Annotated in this window: 20 protein-coding genes; 8 read left to right on the forward strand and 12 right to left on the reverse strand. The window is 67.8% G+C overall.

Annotation, left to right across the window (positions count from 1 at the left end):
• Positions 1–129 precede the first annotated feature (129 nt).
• The 4 genes from SPHME3_RS0101460 to SPHME3_RS0101475 all read left to right on the forward strand — a co-directional run bounded on the left by SPHME3_RS0101460 (position 130) and on the right by SPHME3_RS0101475 (position 6,793).
• Entirely contained in the window at positions 130–1,362 is a 1,233-nt protein-coding gene (locus SPHME3_RS0101460) for an efflux RND transporter periplasmic adaptor subunit (RefSeq protein WP_017977631.1), read from the forward strand.
• 6 nt (positions 1,363–1,368) lie between these two features.
• The gene (locus SPHME3_RS0101465; RefSeq protein WP_017977630.1) at positions 1,369–4,617 is read left to right on the forward strand and encodes an efflux RND transporter permease subunit; all 3,249 of its coding nucleotides are present in this window, start codon (positions 1,369–1,371) and stop codon (positions 4,615–4,617) included.
• Positions 4,614–6,206: an efflux transporter outer membrane subunit gene (locus tag SPHME3_RS0101470; protein ID WP_017977629.1), complete on the forward strand. Its 1,593-nt coding sequence runs from the start codon at positions 4,614–4,616 to the stop codon at positions 6,204–6,206. Before SPHME3_RS0101465 ends, SPHME3_RS0101470 begins: the two co-directional genes overlap by 4 nt.
• Positions 6,207–6,289: 83 nt before the next feature.
• On the forward strand, positions 6,290–6,793 hold the full coding sequence (locus SPHME3_RS0101475) for a GNAT family N-acetyltransferase (protein WP_017977628.1): 504 nt from the start codon (positions 6,290–6,292) through the stop codon (positions 6,791–6,793).
• 38 nt (positions 6,794–6,831) lie between these two features.
• On the opposite strand, the gene SPHME3_RS0101480 is transcribed toward SPHME3_RS0101475, so the two are convergent.
• Complete coding sequence (locus tag SPHME3_RS0101480) at positions 6,832–7,260, reverse strand: phasin family protein (protein WP_017977627.1); 429 nt, start codon at positions 7,258–7,260, stop codon at positions 6,832–6,834.
• Positions 7,261–7,370: 110 nt separating this feature from the next.
• Between SPHME3_RS0101480 and SPHME3_RS0101485 the strand changes: the two genes are divergently transcribed.
• A complete protein-coding gene (locus SPHME3_RS0101485) occupies positions 7,371–7,559 on the forward strand; it encodes a hypothetical protein (protein WP_017977626.1) in 189 nt (62 codons plus the stop codon).
• A 26-nt stretch (positions 7,560–7,585) separates the two neighbouring features.
• On the opposite strand, the gene SPHME3_RS0101490 is transcribed toward SPHME3_RS0101485, so the two are convergent.
• The 5 genes from SPHME3_RS0101490 to SPHME3_RS0101510 form a co-directional block, all read right to left on the reverse strand.
• Positions 7,586–8,068: a hypothetical protein gene (locus SPHME3_RS0101490; protein WP_017977625.1), complete on the reverse strand. Its 483-nt coding sequence runs from the start codon at positions 8,066–8,068 to the stop codon at positions 7,586–7,588.
• Positions 8,065–8,535 (reverse strand): hypothetical protein, encoded by a 471-nt coding sequence (locus SPHME3_RS0101495; RefSeq protein WP_017977624.1) that lies wholly within the window; start codon positions 8,533–8,535, stop codon positions 8,065–8,067. The genes SPHME3_RS0101490 and SPHME3_RS0101495 overlap by 4 nt, the downstream gene beginning before the upstream one ends.
• Before the next feature lie 46 nt (positions 8,536–8,581).
• Entirely contained in the window at positions 8,582–8,971 is a 390-nt protein-coding gene (locus SPHME3_RS0101500; RefSeq protein ID WP_018250514.1) for a hypothetical protein, read from the reverse strand.
• A 44-nt stretch (positions 8,972–9,015) separates the two neighbouring features.
• Positions 9,016–9,690, reverse strand: coding sequence for a helix-turn-helix domain-containing protein (locus SPHME3_RS0101505; protein ID WP_017977622.1), 675 nt, complete (start codon positions 9,688–9,690; stop codon positions 9,016–9,018).
• 69 nt (positions 9,691–9,759) lie between these two features.
• On the reverse strand, positions 9,760–10,044 hold the full coding sequence (locus tag SPHME3_RS0101510) for a hypothetical protein (protein WP_231291971.1): 285 nt from the start codon (positions 10,042–10,044) through the stop codon (positions 9,760–9,762).
• Positions 10,045–10,241: 197 nt separating this feature from the next.
• Between SPHME3_RS0101510 and SPHME3_RS0101520 the strand changes: the two genes are divergently transcribed.
• Together SPHME3_RS0101520 and acnA are read left to right on the forward strand one after the other, a co-directional pair.
• Positions 10,242–10,961, forward strand: coding sequence for a L,D-transpeptidase family protein (locus tag SPHME3_RS0101520; protein WP_231291970.1), 720 nt, complete (start codon positions 10,242–10,244; stop codon positions 10,959–10,961).
• A 157-nt stretch (positions 10,962–11,118) separates the two neighbouring features.
• Entirely contained in the window at positions 11,119–13,806 is a 2,688-nt protein-coding gene (gene acnA, locus SPHME3_RS0101525; protein WP_017977618.1) for an aconitate hydratase AcnA, read from the forward strand.
• Positions 13,807–14,006: 200 nt separating this feature from the next.
• Here the strand turns inward: acnA and mtnP are convergent, their stop codons facing one another.
• From mtnP to SPHME3_RS0101555, 6 genes are all read right to left on the reverse strand, one after another.
• The gene (mtnP, locus tag SPHME3_RS0101530; protein ID WP_017977617.1) at positions 14,007–14,864 is read right to left on the reverse strand and encodes an S-methyl-5'-thioadenosine phosphorylase; all 858 of its coding nucleotides are present in this window, start codon (positions 14,862–14,864) and stop codon (positions 14,007–14,009) included.
• A complete protein-coding gene (locus SPHME3_RS0101535) occupies positions 14,861–16,252 on the reverse strand; it encodes an amino acid permease (protein WP_017977616.1) in 1,392 nt (463 codons plus the stop codon). Before SPHME3_RS0101535 ends, mtnP begins: the two co-directional genes overlap by 4 nt.
• Positions 16,253–16,447: 195 nt before the next feature.
• Positions 16,448–17,242 carry a transporter gene (locus SPHME3_RS0101540; protein ID WP_017977615.1) on the reverse strand — a complete coding sequence of 265 codons (795 nt, stop codon included), beginning with the start codon at positions 17,240–17,242 and terminating at the stop codon, positions 16,448–16,450.
• On the reverse strand, positions 17,239–18,009 hold the full coding sequence (gene xth, locus SPHME3_RS0101545; protein ID WP_017977614.1) for an exodeoxyribonuclease III: 771 nt from the start codon (positions 18,007–18,009) through the stop codon (positions 17,239–17,241). Before xth ends, SPHME3_RS0101540 begins: the two co-directional genes overlap by 4 nt.
• 4 nt (positions 18,010–18,013) lie before the next feature.
• A complete protein-coding gene (erpA, locus tag SPHME3_RS0101550; protein ID WP_017977613.1) occupies positions 18,014–18,346 on the reverse strand; it encodes an iron-sulfur cluster insertion protein ErpA in 333 nt (110 codons plus the stop codon).
• A gap of 246 nt (positions 18,347–18,592) precedes the next feature.
• Positions 18,593–19,732, reverse strand: a complete 1,140-nt coding sequence (locus SPHME3_RS0101555) for a M23 family metallopeptidase (protein WP_020486364.1) — start codon at positions 19,730–19,732, stop codon at positions 18,593–18,595.
• Positions 19,733–20,074: 342 nt separating this feature from the next.
• On the opposite strand from SPHME3_RS0101555, the gene SPHME3_RS0101565 reads away from it, so the two are divergent.
• Entirely contained in the window at positions 20,075–21,040 is a 966-nt protein-coding gene (locus SPHME3_RS0101565) for an isopenicillin N synthase family dioxygenase (protein ID WP_020486363.1), read from the forward strand.
• Positions 21,041–21,167: the final 127 nt, after the last annotated feature.

A 21,167-nucleotide genomic window follows, 5' to 3' on the forward strand; every position in this document is an offset into this window, starting at 1 on the left:
TTGACTTGCATTTCCCCGTCGATCGCCGTCTTTGCATCGCGACGAGCAACCAACCACCGCGCCGCGCATTGACGCGCAGGTCGCGGCTGCGCGAGCCGAGATTAGCGGGTGACATACTTGACCACAGCATTGATTCGTCGCCGACGGCACTTTGCCGGGGCCGCCACTGTCGCCTTCGCCCTCACCCTGACCGCCTGTGGCGGTGGTACGCATGACAAGGAAAAGGCCGGCGGCCGCGGCGCGAATCGCGGACCGACCACGGTCGGCTATGTCGTGATGCAGCCGACCAGTGCGGCGATGGTCACCGAACTGCCGGGCCGGACCAGCGCCTATGAAAGCTCCGACGTCCGCCCGCAGGTGAATGGCGTGATCCGCCGCCGCTTCTTTACCGAGGGTTCGCTGGTCCGCCGCGGCCAGCCGCTCTACGAAATCGATCCGCGCCTGTATCGCGCCGCCGTCAACCAGGCGCAGGCGAACCTCGCCAGCGCGCGGGCCAATCAGGAAGCGCTGACGATCCAGGCGGACCGCTACAAGCCGCTCGCCGCGATCGAGGCGGTATCGAAGCAGGAATATACCAACGCCATCGCCTCCGCCCGGCAGGCGACCGCCTCCGTCGCGCAGACGCGGGCGGCGCTGGATACCGCGCGCGTGAACCTGCAATTCACGACGGTACCCGCGCCGATCAGCGGCCGGATCGGCCGGTCGCTGTTCACCGTCGGTGCGCTCGTTTCGGCGAGCCAAACCGATCCTTTGGCGCAGATCCAGCGGCTCGACCCGATCTTCGTCGATATCCAGCAATCCGCTGCGGACCTGCTGTCGCTGCGCCGCAAGCTGATGCAGGGCGGCGTCGCGCCGACCCGGGCCGAAGTGAAGCTGCTGCTCGAGGACGGCAGCGATTACGGCTATACCGGCACGGTCGAATTCGCCGAGGCGCTGGTCAATCAGGAAACCGGCACCGTCACGATGCGCGCACGCTTCCCCAATGCGCAGGGACTGCTGCTGCCGGGCATGTTCGTACGGGCGCGCTTCGCGCAGGCGATCAACGAACGCGCCTTCCTGGTGCCCGAGCCCGCGCTGTCGCGCGATGCCAAGGGCAATGCGAGCGTGATGATCCTCGGCGCGAACAACAAGGTCGTCAGCCGCCGCGTCACCGCCGCCCGCACGCAGGGGCAATATTGGGTGGTGACCCAGGGCCTGAACCCCGGCGACAAGGTGATCACGCAGGGCCTCAACAATTTGCGCCCCGGCGCGCAGGTGAAGGCGGTGCCGGCGAACAGCGCGCAGGTGATCGCGCCGCCGAAACAGGGCGAGGGCAAAGGCGACGGCAAGCAGCAGGGTAACGCCCAAAGCAAGGCGGGCTGATCCGCGATGATCTCCCGCATCTTCATCGACCGCCCGATCTTCGCCTGGGTGCTCGCCATCATCGTGATGCTGGCGGGCGTCGGCGCGATCCTGAGCCTGCCGATCGCGCAATATCCCGACGTCGCGCCGCCGCAGGTGTCGATCCGCGCGACCTTCCCCGGCGCGAACGCACAGACACTGCAGAATTCGGTGACGCAGGTCATCGAACAGCAGCTGACCGGCATCGACGGCCTGCTGTATTTCAGCTCCTCGTCGTCGAGCCGCGGCTCGGTGTCGATCACCGCGACGTTCGAAAAGGGCACCGATCCCGACATCGCGCAGGTGCAGGTGCAGAACCAGGTGCAGCAGGGCGTCGCGCGCCTGCCGCAACAGGTGCAGCAGCAGGGCCTCGTCGTCCGCAAGTCGAACCCCGACAACCTGCTGATCGTCGGCGTCTATGACGAGACCGATCAGAAGACGAACCAGGACGTCAGCGACTATCTCGTTTCCAACCTGCAGGACCCGTTGGGCCGCGTGCAGGGCGTGGGCGACGTCAACGTGTTCGGATCGCAATATGCGATGCGCATCTGGCTGAACCCGGCGCGCCTCGCCAGCTACCAGCTGATCCCGTCGGACATCACCACCGCGATCCAGAACCAGAATACCGAAGTCGCGGCGGGCGAGGTGGGCGGCGTGCCGTCCAGCCCGGAGCAGATGCTGAACGCGACCGTCACCGCCCAGTCGCGCCTGCAAACGCCCGAGCAGTTCCGCCAGATCATCGTCAAGACGCTCCCCTCAGGCGCGACCGTGCGCCTGTCGGACGTGGCCCGGATCGAGCTGGGCGCGGAAAGCTATGCCGCCTTCAGCCGCATCAACCGGCACCCCGGCGCGGGCATCGCGGTGCTGCTGGCACCGGGCGCCGACGCACTGAAGACCGCCGAACTGGTGAAGGCCGAGGTCGCGCGCGTCGCCAAAAGCTTCCCGCCGGGCCTGAAGGTCGCCTACGCCAACGACACGACCGCGTTCATCAAGCTGTCGATCGACGAGGTGGTGAAGACGCTGCTCGAAGCGATCGTGCTGGTCGTCATCGTGATGTTCGTGTTCCTGCAAAGCTGGCGCGCGACGCTGGTGCCCGCCATCGCGGTGCCGGTGGTGCTGCTCGGCACCTTCGCGATCTTCCACTTCGCCGGCTTCTCGATCAACACGATGACGCTGTTCGGCCTCGTCCTCGCCATCGGACTGCTCGTCGACGACGCGATCGTCGTCGTCGAGAACGTCGAGCGGTTGATGGAAGAAGACCCGGAAATGACGCCGCGTCAGGCGACGATCGAGTCGATGAACGAGATCAGCGTCGCGCTGATCGCCATCGCGCTCGTCCTGTCGGCGGTGTTCCTGCCGATGGCGTTCTTCGGCGGATCGACCGGCGTCATCTATCGCCAGTTCTCGCTCACCATCGTGTCGGCGATGGTGCTGTCGGTGCTGGTCGCGCTGATCCTCAGCCCCGCACTGACCGCCTCGTTGCTGAAGCAGAAGTCGCAGGAGGAGCGGGAGAGCAAGGGCTTCAAGAAGCACCTCGGCAAGGTCGCCGAATGGGGCGAGTCCGCGGGCAATTGGTTCAACCGCACCTTCGAAAAGACGGTGACGCGCTACACCGGTGCCGTGCAGACGGTGGTGGATCGCAAGTGGCTGTTCCTGCTGATCTACGTCGGCGTCGTCGCGCTGCTCGCCATGCTGTTCCTGCGCCTGCCCACCGGCTTCCTGCCGACCGAGGATCAGGGCGCGGCGATCGTGCAGTTCCGCCTGCCCCCCGGTGCGACGATCGCGCGGACGCAGCAGGTGCAGCGGCAGGTCGAAAACTATTTCGCGCAGTATGAGCCAGAGAACACGTCCGTCCTGTTCACCGTCGCGGGCGGCGGTGGCGGCGGCGTCAGCGGCCAGAATACCGGACAGGGCTTCCTCAACTTCGTCGACTGGAAGGACCGGAGCGGCAAGGAGAATACCGCCGATGCGATCACGCAGCGCGCATCCGGCGCGTTCCGCGGGCTTCGCGACGCGCAGGTCTTCGCGCTGGTGCCGCCGGCGATCCGCGGCCTCGGCTCGTCGGACGGCTTCACGATGGAGCTGCAAAACACCGGCGGCCTGACACAGGAACAGTTCGGCGCCGCGCGCGACAAATTGCTGGCGATGGCCAATGCCGATCCGAAGCTGGCATCGGTGCGCCTGACCGAACTGCCCGACATCGCGACGCTGCGTATCGACATGGACCAGCAGAAGCTGGCGGCGCTAGGCCTGACGCAGAGCGCGGCGAATAACACGCTGACCACCGCTTGGGGTGGCCAGTATGTCAACGACTTCATCGACCGCGGTCGTGTGAAGCGCGTCTATGTGCAGGGCGACGCCCCCTATCGCGCCGCACCGGACGATCTAAAGCAATGGTTCGTGCGCGGATCGAACGGCCAGATGGTGCCCTTCTCGTCCTTCGCGACGACCGGCTGGTCGACCGCCCCCACCACGCTGTCACGCTTCAACGGCATATCCTCGTTCGAATTCTCGGGGTCGGGCGCGCCGGGCGTCAGCTCGGGCGATGCGATGGCGCGGATCAGCGAACTGGCCGCACAGATCCCCGGTACGTCGATCGCCTGGTCGGGCCTCAGCTATCAGGAACGACTGTCGTCGGGTCAGGCGCCATTGCTGTACGGCCTGTCGATCCTGGTCGTCTTCCTGTGCCTTGCGGCGCTGTACGAAAGCTGGTCGATCCCGTTCGCGGTGCTGATGATCATCCCGCTGGGGCTGATCGGCGCAATCGCCTTCGTGACGCTGCGCGGCCTCACCAACGACGTCTATCTGCAGATTGGCCTGCTGACGACGATGGGCCTCGCCGCGAAGAACGCCATCCTGATGATCGAATTCGCCGAACAGGCCGAGCGCAAAGGCGCGCGCGTCATCGATGCGGCACTGGAGGCGGCCAAGATCCGTCTGCGGCCGATCCTGATGACCAGCTTCGCCTTCATCTTCGGCGTGCTGCCGCTGGCGATCTCGACCGGCGCGGGTGCGAACAGCCGTATTGCGATCGGCACGGCGGTGATCGGCGGCATGCTGTCGGCGACCTTCCTGGCGATCTTCTACATCCCGCTGTTCTTCGTCCTCGTGCGCCGCGGCGTGCGCGATGGTCTTGCCAAGCTCAGAGGCAAGCCGACCGGACACCAGGGCCATCACGACGACACGCCCCCTGCCCCGCCGATGCCGCCCGCCGCCGATCCGGAGCCTGCGCGATGACCCGTTCGATCCTCGCCCTCGCGCTCGGCGCCACGATGCTGGCCGGCTGTTCGATGGAGCCGAAATACGTCCGCCCCGACACGCCGGTGCCGGCGTCGTGGCCGGTCGGCGACGCCTACCTTCGCCAGAGCGAGGCACGGCTGCCCGCGATCACCTATCGCGACGTGTTCAAGGACGCGCGGCTGCAACGGCTGATCGACCAGGCGCTCGCCAACAACCGCGACCTGCGCGTCGCCGCCGCCAATATCGCCGCGGCGCGCGCGCAATATGGCATCCAGCGTGCCAACCTGTTCCCCGCAATCAACGCTACCGGCCGCTACACCTATTCGGATGGCGGCAACGGCACGCGCGGCATCGCGAACAGCGGTAACACCGGGACGGGCACTGGCGGCACGGGAACGGGTGGAACCGGCGGTACGGGAACCGGCGGTACGGGCACGGGCACGGGCGTCGATACGGGCAACGGCACGGGAACGGGCGCGGTCCTCAACACCGGTGGCGGCAACAGCGCCTTCTCCGCGCAGATCGGCACGACCGCGTTCGAGATCGACCTGTTCGGCCGCCTGCGCTCGCTGTCGCGCGCCGCGCTCGACCGCTATTTCGCCACCGAAGCCGGCGCCCGTGCGACGCGGCTGACGCTGGTGGGCGAGGTCGCGAGCGGCTGGCTGACCTACGCCGCCGACCGCAGCCTGTTGAAGGTCGCGGAAGATACCGCGAAGAGCGCCGCGGTCAGCGTGCGCCTGACCCGCGCGCGGCTGGAGGGCGGGATCAGCGCCCGAACCGACCTGCGGCAGGCAGAGCAGATCCTCGAAACCGCGAATGCCGATCTCGCCGAGCAGAAGACGCTGGTCGCGCAGGACGTCAACGCGCTGCAACTGCTGGTGGGAGCGCCGATCGATCCCGCGCTGCTGCCCGAATCGATCGACGTCGCCGCGCCGACGATCGCCAGCCTGCCCGCGGGGCTCGACAGCGGCATCCTGCTGCGCCGACCCGATGTGGTGCAGGCGGAATATACGCTGCAAAGCTACAATGCGCAGATCGGCGCGGCGCGCGCGGCGCTGTTCCCGCGTATCTCGCTGACCGGGCTGGTCGGTTTCGCCAGCAACGCGCTCTCGACGCTCTTTACCGGCGGTGCATTCAACTATTCGGTGGCGCCGTCGGTCAGCTATCCGATCTTCCAGGCCGGCGCCGGCCGCGCCAACGTCCGCTATACCGAGGCACAGCGCGACGCCGCGCTCGCGACATATGAAAAGACGATCCAGACCGCGTTCCAGGAGGTCGCCGACGCGCTCGCCCGGCAGGGGACGATCGCCGACCAGTTGCGCGCGCAGGCGAATTTCCGCGACGCCGCCGCCGATACGCTGCGGCTGGTCAACGCGCGCTATCAGGGGGGACTCGATACCTTCCTGTCCAGCCTCGACGCGCAGCGCAGCTATTATTCGGCGCAGCGCACGCTGATCGGCACGCAGCTGACCGCGGCCAACAATCGCGCAACGCTCTACCGGGTGTTGGGCGGCGATTCGTCGCTCGAGGTGACGCCCGACGGTCCGCAACCCGTCTCGCCCAGCGGCGCGCCGCGCCGGGACTGACCCTTGGCGCGGGTTGACGCCGGCCGGGCGACTGCCGATGTACCGGCCCCACACGTACGGTAGCAGACGGGCCAGGAGCGATCATGAGCCACACCATCCGCCGGTTCCGGCCGACCGACGACGACGCCGTCCTCGCCTTCACCGCGACGCTGCCCGAACATGACCTGCTGTTTTCCGGCCGCGACCTGCGCCATCCGCGGGTGATCGAGGCCTGGCAGCAGGCGGTCGGCGAAGGCTGGATCGACAGCCTCGTCGCCGAGGACGACGGCCGCATCGTCGCCACCGCGGCGCTGATCCGCGATCCCTTGGGGTGGAGCGGGCATGTCGGCGAAATCCGGCTGCTCGTGGCGCCCGACCGGCGTGGCCAGGGTCTGGGCAGCGATCTGTTGCAGGCGCTGCTCGCCATCGCGCACGCGCACGGCCTCGCCAAGCTGACGGCGACGATGACGCCGGATGCCGCAGCATCGGTGGCACTGTTCGAGCGGCTGGGCTTCACGCAGGAGGCGCGGCTCGCCGGTCACGTCCGCGCGAGCGACGGCGTCGCGCACGACCTGCTGATGCTGGCACGCGCGACGCCGTTCGGCTGAGGCACGGGCGGCCCCTCGCCACCCGCCCCTCGCGCGCGTCAGTCGCCCGATTTGGGCGGCGTCACCGCGTCGCGGCCGAAGCGCAGGATCATCTCGCCGATCTCGCGCGCCTGCTCCATCGAGCGTTCGCCCTGCCGGCGCAGGTAATTGCCCTGGATACGCAGAACGTCGGTAACGTCGCGGGCCTGCGCCGCCTCGCGCATCGCCTCGAACGCATCGTGCGAATTGCGTTCGGCCTGCTCGATGATCTTGAGGCCGAGCGCCGCGCTGCCGTCTGCCACCTTCTGGCCGGATGCGCGCATCGCCTCGCCGGCGCGGCGGGCGGGATCCATCACATGATCGGTGAAGGCGCCGCGCATCGCCTCGCTCGCGCCGCGCATGGTGTCGCTCGCACGCTGTGCGGCATCGTGCATGGGGTTGCCGCCGGTTTTCGCGGCATCGTCGGTGGGATGGGTGTCGTCCGCCATTGCGCCTCTCCTGTCATGACGTCTGGATGGTATGGGACAAACGTGCTGCCCCGGTTTTTTGCTCCGCTACCCGCTTGCGCGGATGCGGGGGGTGGTTAGAGATCAAGGCGATGATGACGCCTGAGGACCAGAAGCAACGCCGCATCCGCGGCGAGCTGCTGCACCGCGCGGTGGCGCTCGGCGAAGAGCTGATGCGGCTGGCCGACGATCTCGACATGACGGTCGCGGGACTCCACGTCTGCCAGGGCGTCGAGATGATGCGCGAGGAGGCGGAGCGGCTGGTCGGCCCGACGCACTGACGCGCCGGCCCGCAGCGCCCTTGCCATCACGCGCCGCCGATGCAGCGCAGCACCAGCGCCAGCCCATCGTCGGTCAATGCCAGTGGCGTCGCCGGATTGAGTGTGCCCGCCTTATGCGCGGCACCGCGAATCAGCGCGCGTCGGGACAGCAGCTCCAGCCAGCGGGCCAGCACCGCCGGGCGTAGCGATAGCAGGGCGCCGAGCGCCTCGCCCGTCACCGGCCGCGCCTCTTCATAGGCGACGAACAGCGTCAGCAGGATATCCCAGCCCGGCTCGCCGAACAGCTCGATCAGGTCGCCCGCCATGGCGTCGCGCTGGCGGCGCTGGGCCAACAGGGTTCGCGCGCGATCGGCATCGCTCGGCTCTTCGGGGCCGGCCGGCACGGGGGCAACGATCTCGCCCCGACTGCGCGCGGCGGAGGCCCGCACGCGCTCCAGCGCCGACACCAGCCGTTCGTACTCTTCGCGATCGCGTTCGGGCCAGCGCAGCAACCGTATGTCGGCAGTCATGATGAAGGGATGTCCGGTTGGCGCAGGGGCGACCAGTCGCGGTCGCTCCCGAACTGGGCCTTACGCTGGCGGTGGCGCAGCGCGCCGATCGCCAGCATCAGCAGCATGGGATAGGCGATCTTGCCGCTCGCGCCCGCGTACATCCACGGCACCAGCGACGGCTGAATGGCCTTCACGCCATGGATCGCCAGCGTGATCAGATGGAGCGCGCTGACATACAGCGGCCAATAGCGGTCCGCGCGCAGCGCCACCCCCAACAGGCCGAGCAGGATCGCGACGTCGATCGCGAGCAGGATCGGCTCGACCTGATGATAGGGGCCCGACGGATAGAAGTCCGGCACCGCGAACGTGGCCAGAGCCCCCGTGACGAACAGGATCGCCGTCCATCGTTCGGGTGCGCCGCCAGCGAACAGCGCGTAACCGCATGTCGCCAGCAGGACCAGATTGAAGACGAGGATGTGTGTCATGGCCTGACCTGTCAAAGGAGCAGTTCGACGGTCAAGCCATGACACCTCAGGCAGCGACGCGCAGATGACTGACGTCGGCACCTGTCGGGGCGAATTCGGGCTTCGGACGTTCGTCGCCGAAGCTCGTTTCATACCCGATCTGCTTACCGATTTTTTCGATGACGCGATGGCCCGCGACGGTGTGGCCGCGGGCGGCACCGATCGCCATGATCGCCTGGCCCAGCACTTCGAACGCCTGCTGCCCGGCGATCGCCGGCAGGTTGGCGGCGTGGCGGGCACGGGGCAGCGCCGCGAGCAGCTCGCCGCCGGTCGAGAATGCCTCGTCGAGCTGCGTCTCGAGCTTCCAGAGCAGCTGCGCGACGGCATCGGCCGCGGCCTTGGTATCTACAGACGACGCAGCGACCGGAGCGGTGCGCGATGCAATGATTGACGACATGATGGCGACCCTTTCCACCCCGTGCGGGGCGCTTTCGCTGACGATCAGGAAAGGTTGCGGGTCAGCGCCTCGATCAAATGGGTCAGTGCCTGGAGGCCGCTCATCAACATGCCGAAACCGACGATGGTGCCGAATGCGATGGCCTGTATCCAGATCAACCGATCCCCGACCGTCAGGTCGTTGCTCCGTTGTCCTTTCCGCCGGAAGGGCAGCCGGATCGGGAACGCCGATGACCTGAAAGGCCGGGCGCCGCCGCTGTCCGCTGCCATGACGATGGTCTCGTCCGGCACCACCGGCAGTGGCGGATCGGCGGCGAGCGGGGATAGCCGCGCAGAATGACCCCCGATTTTATCGGGGTCCCCGGCTTCGGGAATAATCGTTGTACATTCGGCGCTTGGCTCAGCGGCCTGATCTTCATACGCCGCCCAGCGCAGCGCCGCATCGCGCCGATTGCGTGCGCCGAGCAGCTTCACCGCCTCGGTCAGATAGCTGTCGACGGTCGATTTCTCGATGCCGAGCTCCTCGGCGATCTCCTTGGAGCCCTTGAGCGCGCGCACCCCGCGCAGGCATTCGCGATGGCGACGCGACAGGCGATCGAACGCCGCGGCGGGATCGGGTGCCGGGCTCGCCGTGGCACGCGCGCGAACGGCGCCGCCATCGCGTAGCGACGCGGCGATACCGTTCGATCCGTTCCGCCCGGTGTCGTCGCGCGCCTTCATCGTCGTCCCATGCCCGGGGCGGGTCTAGCACGGCTGGCGCGCATCACCAGCGCTTCCGCCAATCTGGGTCTATTTTGCGGCCGCCTTGCGATGTTTAGCGCCCGATGCCGCCTTGCGCACCGTCGCACGCTTGCCGCGCCGCTTGGGCACCGGGGTCGCACGGCCGCGCAGCAACGGCACGGCGAGCGCTGCCGCCGCCCCGACGACGAGCGTACCGCCGATCGCCAGCCACGCCGGCAGGCCCAGCCCCTGGCCGTTTTCCGCCCGATTCGGCTTGGCGGGCCGGGCCTCCGGCGCGGGGTCGTGATGGACGGGGCCGGCATGTTTCATCGCGGAATTGGGGATATGGGACACGGCATCGCTCCTTTTGGTCTTTTCGCTCAACCGGATAGGGTCGGACAATGTTCCTGTTTGCGGTCGTGAGGGGGTTACCGGAAGGTTAACGGGCCCCCGCTCCGTACCGCCACGGCACAGCCCGATTTGCCGACTCGCATTGCCCGCGAAACGCTCCCATCCTCGCCGTTCCGTACACCGTTTCCGGAAGATGCATCGTGGTTGCCCGTCGCCAGGCCATTGCGGCCAGACTGATCCTCGCTGGCGCCGTCATCGCAATCGCTGCGATTGCCGCGGTGGCACCGCATGGGACGGCATCGGTTTCCGGGCCCACATCCGCCCGGACGCCGACCGAGCGGCGGGTCACCCTCTCCTCGCCCGCGGCCGCGACCCATATCACCACGCCCGTCGCAGCCACCGCCAAGCCGACGCCGGCCGCCCTCTCCACGCCCACGCCTGCGCCGGAGAACATGCAGGTCAAGCGCATCCTCGATATCGGCCCGATCAAGTTCGGTGATTACGCCTGGGATACCAAGGGCGTGCCCGATGGCCCTCTGATCATCACGGTCGATCTCGCCGCGCAGACGCTTTCCGTCTTCCGCGACGGCTATGAGATCGGCGCCGCCGCCATTCTGTACGGCGCCGACGAAAAGCCGACGCCGCTCGGCACCTTTCCGATCCTGATGAAGGACGCGACGCACGTCTCGCGCACCTATGACAATGCGCCGATGCCGTACACGCTGCGCCTGACCGGCGATGGCGTCGCGATCCACGGATCGAAGGTCGAATGGGGCTATGCGACGCATGGCTGCATCGGCGTACCCGTCGCCTTCGCCAAATTGCTGTTCGCGCAGGCAAAGGTCGGCGACCGCGTCATCATCACCCGCGGCAAGACGCTGGCGACGGGACAGGCGATCCTCCCCGCGCCCACAACCTGAGCCGCCAACCGAACGCACGCGCAGCATAGGCGCTTCCCCAACCGTAAACCCCTTGCTAAGGCCGCGGCGACATACGCTTTCGCAGCGCTCATCGCGCGCCCGCGCGGCTTTCCCGCCGCCTCCCCGAGCGCCCTCGAGCCAAATTGAAGGGACCATAATGACCGCCATCGGCCAGGACAGCCTGAAGACCCGCACGACGCTCGACGTCGCGGGCAAGACCTACGATTACTACAGCCTTGCGAAGGCGGCGGAAAAGTACGGCGACATCAGCCGCCTGCCCTTCTCGATGAAGGTGCTGCTCGAAAACATGCTCCGCTTCGAAGACGGCAAGACCGTCACCGAAGAGGACGTGAAGGCGATCGTCGACTGGCAGAACGAGCGCCGCTCGGACCGCGAAATCCAGTATCGCCCCGCGCGCGTGCTGATGCAGGATTTCACCGGTGTGCCTTGCGTCGTCGACCTCGCCGCGATGCGCGATGCGATCACCAAGCTCGGCGGCGACGCAGCCAAGATCAACCCGCAGGTCCCCGTCCACCTCGTCATCGACCATTCGGTCATGGTCGATGAATTCGGCACGCCGCAGGCGTTCGAGGATAACGTCGACCTCGAATATCAGCGCAACGGCGAGCGCTACGAATTCCTGAAGTGGGGCTCCAAGGCGCTCGACAACTTCCAGGTCGTGCCGCCGGGCACCGGCATCTGCCACCAGGTGAACCTGGAATACGTCAGCCAGGCGATCTGGTCGTCGACCGAAATGGGCGATCATGCCAGCGGTTCGGCGGCGATCGCCTACCCGGACACGCTCGTCGGCACCGACAGCCACACCACGATGGTCAACGGCCTCGGCGTGCTCGGCTGGGGCGTCGGCGGCATCGAGGCGGAAGCCGCGATGCTCGGCCAGCCGGTGTCGATGCTGATCCCCGAAGTCGTTGGCTTCAAGCTGACCGGCGCGCTGAAGGAAGGCATCACTGCCACCGACCTCGTGCTCACCGTCACGCAGATGCTGCGCGCCAAGGGCGTCGTCGGCCGCTTCGTGGAGTTCTACGGCCCGGGCCTCAGTTCGATGACGCTCGCCGACCGCGCGACGATCGCCAACATGGCGCCCGAATATGGCGCAACATGTGGTTTCTTCCCGATCGACGACAAGACGATCGAATACATGCGCCTCACCGCGCGCCCCGAAGAAACGATCGCGCTGACCGAAGCCTATGCCAAGGCGAACGGCTTCTGGCGCCACGACGATGCCGCCGACCCCGTGTTCACCGACACGCTTGAGCTCGACATGGGCACCGTCACCGCGTCGCTCGCCGGCCCGAAGCGCCCGCAGGACCGGGTCAGCCTCGGCAACGTCGACGACGTGTTCAACGGCGACCTCACCAAGCTGTACAGCAAGACCAGCCCGAAGCGTGTCGACGTCGCCGAGCGCGGCCATGACATCGGCGACGGCGACGTCGTGATCGCCGCGATCACCAGCTGCACCAACACCTCGAATCCTTCGGTGCTGGTCGCTGCCGGCCTCGTCGCCCGCAAGGCGAATGCACTCGGCCTGAAGCCCAAGCCCTGGGTCAAGACGTCGCTCGCCCCCGGTTCGCAGGTCGTCACCGACTACCTCAACAAGGCCGGCCTCACCGCAGACCTCGATGCGATCGGTTTCAACCTCGTCGGTTACGGCTGCACCACCTGCATCGGCAATTCGGGTCCGCTGCCGGGTCCGATCTCGACTGCGATCAACGAGAACGACCTCGTCGCCGCCTCGGTCCTGTCGGGCAACCGCAACTTCGAAGGCCGCGTCTCGCCCGACGTGCGCGCCAACTTCCTCGCCTCGCCGCCGCTCGTCGTCGCTTACGCGCTGAAGGGCACCGTGACCGAGGACATGGTCGAAACCCCTCTCGGCAAGGGCAAGGACGGCCAGGACGTGTTCCTGAAGGACGTGTGGCCGACCAACCAGGAAGTCGCCGACACGATGGCGGCGAACATCGACGACGAGATGTTCCGCAGCCGCTACGGCAACGTCTATGCCGGCGACGCCAAGTGGCGTGAGATCGACGTGACCGGCTCCGCCACCTACGCCTGGCCGGCGGCGTCGACCTATGTCGCCAACCCGCCGTATTTCGAGGGCATGGAAATGACCCCGAAGCCGGTCCACGACATCATCGAGGCGAAGCCGCTCGCGATCCTGGGCGATTCGATCACCACCGACCACATCAGCCCGGCGGGTTCGATCAAGGCGGACAGCCCGGCCGGCCAGTGGCTGACCGAGCGTCAGGTCGCACGCAAGGACTTCAACAGCTACGGCGCGCGTCGCGGCAACGACCATGTCATGGTCCGCGGCACCTTCGCCAACATCCGCATCAAGAACGAAATGGTGCCGGGCGTCGAAGGCGGCATGACCCAGTATGACGGCGAAGTGATGCCGATCTACGACGCCGCGATGCGTCACAAGGCGGACGGCACGCCGCTCGTCGTCGTCGCGGGCAAGGAATATGGCACCGGCTCGTCGCGCGACTGGGCGGCGAAGGGCACCAATCTGCTCGGCGTCCGCGCGGTCATCACCGAAAGCTTCGAACGTATCCACCGTTCGAACCTGGTCGGCATGGGCGTGCTGCCGCTGCAGTTCGCCGATGGCGTGACCCGCCAGACGCTGAAGCTGGACGGCACCGAGACGTTCACGATCACCGGCGTCGCCGATCTGCGCCCGCGTCAGACCGTCGAAGTGACGCTGAAGCGCGCCGACGGCAGCACCGAGACGTTCGAGACGCGCTGCCGCATCGATACCGTCAACGAGCTGGAATATTTCCTCAACGGCGGCATCCTCCAGTACGTGCTGCGCAAGCTGGCCGCGTAAGGGGGCTCGTTTCCCGGAATAGGAAAGGGGAGGCGCCGCAAGGCCCCTCCCCTTTTTTGTTGGGCGTGCGGATCGCTCCACCCACTCCGTCACCCGGACTTGATCCAGGGTCCACTCTGCGGCGAGGGGGTTGGCCAGTGTCTCTTGCCGTCCCCGCGCGGCCCGGTGGACCCCGGACCAAGCCCGGGTGACGCAGTGGGTTAGGCGAGCGCCCGCCCCGCCACCGCGTCCAGCTTCGCGACCAGCGCCGGATCGCGCGCGCCCTTTGCGGTGATGATCGCCGCATCCAGACACGTATCGATCGGCGACGCCGCCCGCTCGGCCGGCAACCCGCGCAGCAACGCCAGCACCATGCTGCGCGCCTTCGCCGCATTGGCGGACAGCTGCGCCAGCACCTGCGTCACATCGACCGCCGCCTCGTCCTCGCGCCAGCAGTCGTAATCCGTCACCATGCCGACCAGCGCGTAGGGCAGCTCCGCCTCGCGGGCGAGCTTGGCCTCGGGCATCGCGGTCATGCCGATCACGTGGCAGCCCCATTGCCGGTAAAGCAGGCTTTCCGCCCGCGTCGAGAATTGCGGCCCCTCCATCGCCAGATAGGTGCCGCCGCGATCCACGCCCTCCCCCGCTGCGTCCGCGACCAGTGCCGACAGCCGCGGGCAGACCGGATCGGCCATCGATACATGCGCGACGCAGCCGGTGCCGAAGAAACTCGATACGCGCCCCTTCGTGCGGTCGATGAACTGGTCGACGATGGTGAAGCTGCCCGGCGGCCGCTCCTCCACCAGCGAACCGACCGACGACACCGCCAGCACGTCGGTGACGCCCAGCCGCTTCAGGGCATCGATATTGGCACGGGCGTTGAGCGCGTCGGGGCTGATCCGATGCCCCCGGCCATGGCGCGGCAGGAACGACACGCGCGCCGCGCCGACGCGCCCGGTGAAGATCGCATCGGACGGCGGCCCCCAAGGCGTCGCCACCTCGACCCAGCGGCCATCCTCGATCCCGGCGACGTCGTACAGTCCCGACCCGCCGATAATGCCGATATGCCAGCCGCTCACGCGATCTGCGCCCGACCGCGCGCATAGAGGAAGTAGACGAGCAGGCCGAAGGCGTTCCAACCGAGGAAGGCGATCTGCGTCACCACCTGCAGGCTGGTGAACAGATAGCAGCAGCCCAGGATCGCGAGCGGCGCGACGACCCAGGCGAGCGGCGTGCGGAACGGCCGGCGCGCGGCGGGGTCGCGGCGGCGGAGCACCAGCACGCAGGCGGCGACCGCAACGAAGGCGCACAGCGTACCCGCATTGGCGAGGCTGGCGATGACGTCGAGCGGCGCCAGACCGGCGATCGCGGCGACGAACACCGCGGTCATCGCGGTGATGCGCGCGGGCGTTCCGCGCTTCGATACCTTCGCCAGGCTCTGCGGCAGGAAGCCGTCGCGCGCCATGACCAGGAAGATGCGGCTTTGCCCGTACAGGAAGGCGAGCAGCACCGTCGGCAGCGCGACCGCCGCCGCCGCCGCAACGATCGTCGCGATACCGCCCTGATCGATCTCCCGCAGGATCAGCGCCAGCGGTTCCGGGCTGGAGCCGAAGCGCGTGTAGCTGAGCGCCCCCACCGCCACGGCGGCGACGATCATGTAGATGGCCGTGCAGGCGATCATCGATCCGACGATGCCGATCGCCAGATCGCGCTCGGGATTCTTCGCCTCCTCTGCCGCGGTCGAGATGGCGTCGAAGCCGTAGAAGGCGAAGAAGATGATCGCCGCGGCGCCCATCACGCCATATTTCACGCCGTTGGCATGTTCCGGGCTGCCGTAGCCGAATGGGGCGAACGGATGCAGGTTGGCCACGTCGAAATGCGGCAGCGCCACCGCGACGAACAGCGCGAGCGTCACGATCTTCAGCACGACCAGCGCGGTGTTGATCCGCGCGCTTTCCCGCGTGCCCAGCATCAGCAGCCCGGCAACCACCGCAATGATCCCCACCGCCGGCAGGTTGACCACGCCGCCCAGGCCCGGCCCGTTGGCGAGCGCATTGGGCACGACGATGCCGAGCCCCTTCAGGAACCCGACCGCATAGCCCGACCAGCCGACCGCGACGGTCGAGACCACCAGCGAATATTCGAGGATCAGGCTCCAGCCGACGACCCAGGCGATCACCTCGCCCAGCACCGCGTAGCTATAGGTATAGGCCGACCCCGACGCGGGGATCATCGTCGCCATCTCGGCATAGCAAAGTGCCGCGCAGGCGCATATCGCGCCGGCGACGACGAACGACAGAATCACCGCCGGCCCCGCCCGATCCGCGCCCACGCCGATCAGCGTCAGGATGCCGGTGCCGACGATCGCGCCGACGCCCAGCGCCACCAGATGCGGCCAGCCCAGCGTGCGCGCGAGCTGTTGGCCCGGCGGCTGTGGCTGGATCGTCTTGCGGCGGAACAGGCTCATGTCTTCCCCTTTGTCGTTATCGGACCGGGGTATAGGCGCTTGGTCGGGGCGTGGGTAGGTATGGGCAAGAGCCCCTTCGCCTCCACACCTCCGTTCGCCCTGAGCCTGTCGAAGGGCGGGCTTCCACGTGCGTCACGCCTGAGGCACCCACCCTTCGACAGGCTCAGGGCGAACGGAGGTGGAAGAGTAAAGCGGTTAAAACCGCCGCGCCACGCCCGCGATCAGCTGCACGTCCGGCGTGTCGCGATTGAGACCGGCGATCGCCGACGTGTCGAGCTGCCAATCGTCCTTCGGCTGCCACGCCAGCGTCATCGCGGCGCGTGCGCGCGTCGTGTGATCGCGCGGGTCCTGATCGCGCGCGAGCGACGCGTCCGCGCCGACCGACACCGCCTCGCTGAGCTTCACCGTCGCGCCCGCCGCGGCGCCATAGCGCACGTGCTGGCCGCCCGCGTCTTCGTTCGCCAATGCCCGGATCGCCGGCGTGACGGCGATCTCGACCGTGTCGGACACATCGTATGACAGCGGCAGCAGCAGGCTCGGCTGCGCGCGGCCGGCGCCGATCGGCTGCCGCCCGACCGGCAGCGTCACCGATGGCAGGATCGCGATCGACAGACCCTTGCCGTCAGGATGCAGCAGCGATGCCTTCAGCCCGATCACCGCGTCACCGACGCGGTTCGCCCGGTCGATATCGCCGGTCGCCGCATCGTGCGTCCGCTCATGGCCGAACGGCTGCCAGCCTGCGCGCACCTCCAGACGATCGGTCACGCCGACGCGGACCAGCGTGTCGCCGATCAGGATCGTATCGGTCACGCCATCGCTCTGCCGATCGCGTGTCCAGTCGATCAGGCTCGATTCGATGGTCACGCGCCCGCGATCGACGATGCACGCCTGCGTTTCGAGGCCCGGCCGCTCCGGGCAGAACTCGCGGTCCTGCGCCGCGGCCGGCGTCGCGGCGGCGAGCGCGAGCAGCGCCGCCGCGCTGCGCCTCACGACAGTCGTACCCAGGTGGGTGCGTGATCGCTCGCCTTTTCGCGGCCGCGATAATCCTTGTCGACGCCGGCGTCCTGCAACCGGTCCGCCGCCTGCGGGCTGAGCAGCAGGTGATCGATCCGGAATCCTGCGTCGCGCTGCCAGGCCCCGGCCTGATAGTCCCAGAAGGTCCACACCCCGCCCTTGGGCTGGCGCGTGCGCAACGCATCGGTCCACCCCTGCGCCAGCAACCGGCGGTAGGCGGCGCGGCTTTCGGGCTGCATCAGCGCATCGTTCGCCATCGCGCGGACCGAGAAGGTGTCGTCGTCGTTGGGGATGACGTTGTAATCGCCCATCAACACCGTCGGCACCTCGGCCTCCAGCAGTGCGCGCGCGCGACCGGCGAGCCGATCCATCCAGCGCAATTTATAGTCGAACTTGGGTCCGGGCTGCGGATTGCCGTTGGGCAGATAGATTGACGCGACGATCAGGCCATCGACGGCGCATTCCAGATAACGGCTGTGCTCGTCCTCGGGTTCGCCGTCTAGGCCGCGCTGCGTTTCGATCGGGGTCTGCCCCTTGGCGAGCACGGCGACGCCATTGAACCCCTTCTGCCCATGCCACACCGCGCCATAGCCCGCCGCCTCGATATCGGCGATCGGGAAGGTATCGTCGGTGGTCTTCAACTCCTGCAAGCAGACGACGTCGGGCTGCTGTTCGGTCAGATACTCGATCAGCCGCGGCAGCCGCGCCTTGATGCCGTTGACGTTGTAGGTGACGAGCTTCACCGCCTCAGACCGCGAAGCTGGAGCCGCAGCCGCAACCCGACGCCGCATTGGGGTTATCGACGCGGAACGCCGCACCGCCCAGCGATTCGACGTAATCGACCTGACAGCCGCGCACGAGGTCCAGGCTGATACTGTCGACGACCAGGCGGACGCCATCCGTCTCCGCGATCGTGTCGTCCCCCTCGGGCGCGTCGGCGAATCCGAACTTGTACTGGAACCCCGAACAGCCGCCGCCATCGACCGACAGGCGCAGGATGGCAGGCTTGTTCTGCTTGCCCGCAATCGCCGCGACGCGCGCGGCGGCAGCGGGGGTGAGGGCGATGTCGGGCTGGGTCATGCCGCCGAGATAGGCGCGGCGGGCGAGTGGGGCAACCGGTTAGCCCCTCGCCCCTGCGCCATCATCCGTGTGAGGGACGACATCATGGATGGTAGGCTGGTAGGCGACTGCTGATACCTCCAACCCGTCTCGTCATCCCGGCGAACGCCGGGATCCATGGTTGCGATGGTTGACGTGGCGCACGAGCCGCCCGCCGCCGCGCGTCCATGGATCCCGGCGTTCGCCGGGATGACGAACTTGGGTCGATCAATCCTGCGCGGCGGGACCGTCGGTCGACACCGGGATCGCATGGACCGCACGGTCCTGCGCGGCGAGCAGGTAATCGGCGGTGGTCAGGAACGGCACCGGGTTCACCGCATGGCCGTCGATACGGACTTCATAATGCAGGTGCGGGCCGGTCGAACGGCCGGTCGACCCCATCAGTGCGATCAGCTGGCCGCGCGTCACGCGCGCGCCATCGGCGACGAGGATCTTCGACAGATGGCCATAGCGGGTCGCGATGCCCTTGCCGTGGTTGATCTCGACCAGATTGCCGTAACCGCCCTGGCGGCCGGCGTGATCGACGATGCCGTCGGCGGTGGCATAGATCGGCGTGCCGACCGGACCGGGGATGTCGACGCCCGCATGCATCGCCGCGGTGCCGCGGAACGGGTCGGAGCGGATGCCGAAGTTGCTGGTGAACTGCAGGTGCTGCACCGGCTGCACCGACGGAATGGCGATCGCCCCCTGTTGCAGCGTGTCGAGCTTCTTCCAGCTCTGGAACAGCGTGCGGAACTGCGCATCGGCCTTCAGGTCCGCCTGCGCTTCCGCGCCATTGGCCTCCAGCATCGGGCCGCCCATCGCCTTGGCGTTCACGCGGCTGGCGACACCGAGCGTCTTCAGCGTCGCATTCGCCTTGGCGAGGCGCTGGTCGACGACCTTCTGCGCCGCGTCGGCGAGCTGGGCCTGGCGCCCTTCCACCTTCACCAGCGGCTTGACGACATCGGCGGCGAGGCGATCGGCGGTGGGATCGATCGCGAGCGTCGCGAGCGCCAGTTCGGCCTCGTCACCCTTGCCGGTCAGCGCCGCGGTGATCAGCTTCTGGCGCTGTTCGATCCGCTCGGCGTGCAGGCGGGCGACGTCGCGGATGTGCGACACCCGGGCCTGCATCGCGTCGAGCCGGTGCTCCATGCCCGCAACGCGCGTATCATGCGCGGGGGCGACGACCAGCTGCGCAGCCTGTGCCGCGCCATAGCCCGAAAACCCCAAAGTCAGCGTCGCCGCGGCGGCGAGCGTCGCCTGACGACGGCCGGTCAGGCTGACACGGCGTAGCGCGTTGCCATCGTGAAACAGGACGTCGCGTGCGACGAACAGCGAACGGATGCGGTTACCGAGTCGAGCGCTCATGGAAACGAAGCTGTTCATCAGACCCCAGTGCGATGCGCCGCAACCCGGGGGACCGGGTCCGGCCGTAATCCAATCGTCGTGATTCGCAGCCCCACCGCGCCCCAGACGCGCAGTCTCTGCCTGCAATCGATGCGCATCCACAACCCATAGGGCATGGCTCCCACGATCAACCGGCTGACGCGTGCGCCGAGCCGATGATATGAGGTTACGCGGCCGTTCATCATGGCCGTGCGATCGCCGTCGATCCCCGGTCGTCCGCACCATGACAGGCGCGTGACATGCGGGCGTGACGCGGTCGGCGCGGCGTCCTATATCGCTCGCCTGATCAAACGGATGGCCCTTATGCTCGACACCCCAACCGCGCTGGACGCACAGGTTCCGACGCTCAGCCTCGCCGACCAGGCGCGCGACCCCGACGGCTTCGCCAAGGCGTTCGGCGAATCGTTCGAACGATTCGGCTTCGCGATCGTCGCCGACCACGGCATCCCGCAGGACCTGATCGACCGTGCCTGGTCCGAAACCGAGGCGTTGTTCGCGCTGCCCGAGGCGGAAAAGCGCGACTATTTCGTCGCGGGCGGCGGCGGCGCGCGCGGCTATACCCCGTTCAAGACGGAGATCGCCAAGGACGCCAAGCACGTCGACCTCAAGGAATTCTGGCACATCGGCCGCAATCTGCCGGAGGGGCATCGCTACGCAGACAGCATGGCGCCCAACATCTGGCCGGCGCGCCCCGAGGGGTTCAAGGACACGTTCCTCGAACTGTTCACCGCTTTCGATCGCGCGGGCGACAAATTGCTCTCCGCGATCGCGCGCCATCTGGCCCTTGCCCCCGACTGGTTCGACCCGGCGGTGAAGGACGGCAACAGCGTGCTGCGCCTGCTCCACTATCCCCCCATCCCCGCCGATGCCGAGGGCGTGCGCGCCGGCGCACATGAGGACATCAACCTCATCACCCTGCTGCTCGGCGCCGAGGAAGCGGGCCTCGAACTGCTCGACAAGAACACCGGCGACTGGCTGGCGATCAAGCCGCCCGAAGGCGCGATGGTCGTCAACGTCGGCGACATGCTGCAGCGCCTGACCAACCACGTCCTGCCCTCGACCACGCACCGCGTCGTCAACCCGCCGGTCGAACGCCGCGGCCATTCGCGCTATTCGATGCCCTTCTTCCTGCACCCCGCGCCCGATTTCCTGATCGAGACGCTACCGCAGACGATCACCGCGGACCGGCCGAACCGTTACCCCACGCCGATCACCGCCCACGATTACCTGCACGAGCGGCTGGTTGAGATCGGCCTGATCAAGAAGTGATCGCGTAAGGGGTGGCCACACCCACCTCGTCACCCCGGACTTGATCCGGGGTCCCGCTTTTCGCCACGGCCGAACAGAAGCGGGACCCCGGCTCTTGGGTCGGGGCGACGGGTTAAGGCTAACGGCC

Origin of the sequence: Sphingomonas melonis DAPP-PG 224 (assembly GCF_000379045.1) — a bacterium.
GTDB classification, from domain to species: Bacteria; Pseudomonadota; Alphaproteobacteria; order Sphingomonadales; family Sphingomonadaceae; genus Sphingomonas; species Sphingomonas aquatilis.

What these genes read in the sequence shown, in the direction of transcription:
- SPHME3_RS0101465 (WP_017977630.1), top strand. Translation starts at nt 1,369, where the DNA reads ATGATCTCCCGCATCTTCATCGACCGCCCGATCTTCGCCTGGGTGCTC.
- SPHME3_RS0101470 (WP_017977629.1), top strand. Translation starts at nt 4,614, where the DNA reads ATGACCCGTTCGATCCTCGCCCTCGCGCTCGGCGCCACGATGCTGGCC.
- SPHME3_RS0101475 (WP_017977628.1), top strand. Translation starts at nt 6,290, where the DNA reads ATGAGCCACACCATCCGCCGGTTCCGGCCGACCGACGACGACGCCGTC.
- SPHME3_RS0101480 (WP_017977627.1), bottom strand. Translation starts at nt 7,260, where the DNA reads ATGGCGGACGACACCCATCCCACCGACGATGCCGCGAAAACCGGCGGC.
- SPHME3_RS0101485 (WP_017977626.1), top strand. Translation starts at nt 7,371, where the DNA reads ATGATGACGCCTGAGGACCAGAAGCAACGCCGCATCCGCGGCGAGCTG.
- SPHME3_RS0101490 (WP_017977625.1), bottom strand. Translation starts at nt 8,068, where the DNA reads ATGACTGCCGACATACGGTTGCTGCGCTGGCCCGAACGCGATCGCGAA.
- SPHME3_RS0101495 (WP_017977624.1), bottom strand. Translation starts at nt 8,535, where the DNA reads ATGACACACATCCTCGTCTTCAATCTGGTCCTGCTGGCGACATGCGGT.
- SPHME3_RS0101500 (WP_018250514.1), bottom strand. Translation starts at nt 8,971, where the DNA reads ATGTCGTCAATCATTGCATCGCGCACCGCTCCGGTCGCTGCGTCGTCT.
- SPHME3_RS0101505 (WP_017977622.1), bottom strand. Translation starts at nt 9,690, where the DNA reads ATGAAGGCGCGCGACGACACCGGGCGGAACGGATCGAACGGTATCGCC.
- acnA (WP_017977618.1), top strand. Translation starts at nt 11,119, where the DNA reads ATGACCGCCATCGGCCAGGACAGCCTGAAGACCCGCACGACGCTCGAC.
- SPHME3_RS0101535 (WP_017977616.1), bottom strand. Translation starts at nt 16,252, where the DNA reads ATGAGCCTGTTCCGCCGCAAGACGATCCAGCCACAGCCGCCGGGCCAA.
- erpA (WP_017977613.1), bottom strand. Translation starts at nt 18,346, where the DNA reads ATGACCCAGCCCGACATCGCCCTCACCCCCGCTGCCGCCGCGCGCGTC.
- SPHME3_RS0101555 (WP_020486364.1), bottom strand. Translation starts at nt 19,732, where the DNA reads ATGAGCGCTCGACTCGGTAACCGCATCCGTTCGCTGTTCGTCGCACGC.
- SPHME3_RS0101565 (WP_020486363.1), top strand. Translation starts at nt 20,075, where the DNA reads ATGCTCGACACCCCAACCGCGCTGGACGCACAGGTTCCGACGCTCAGC.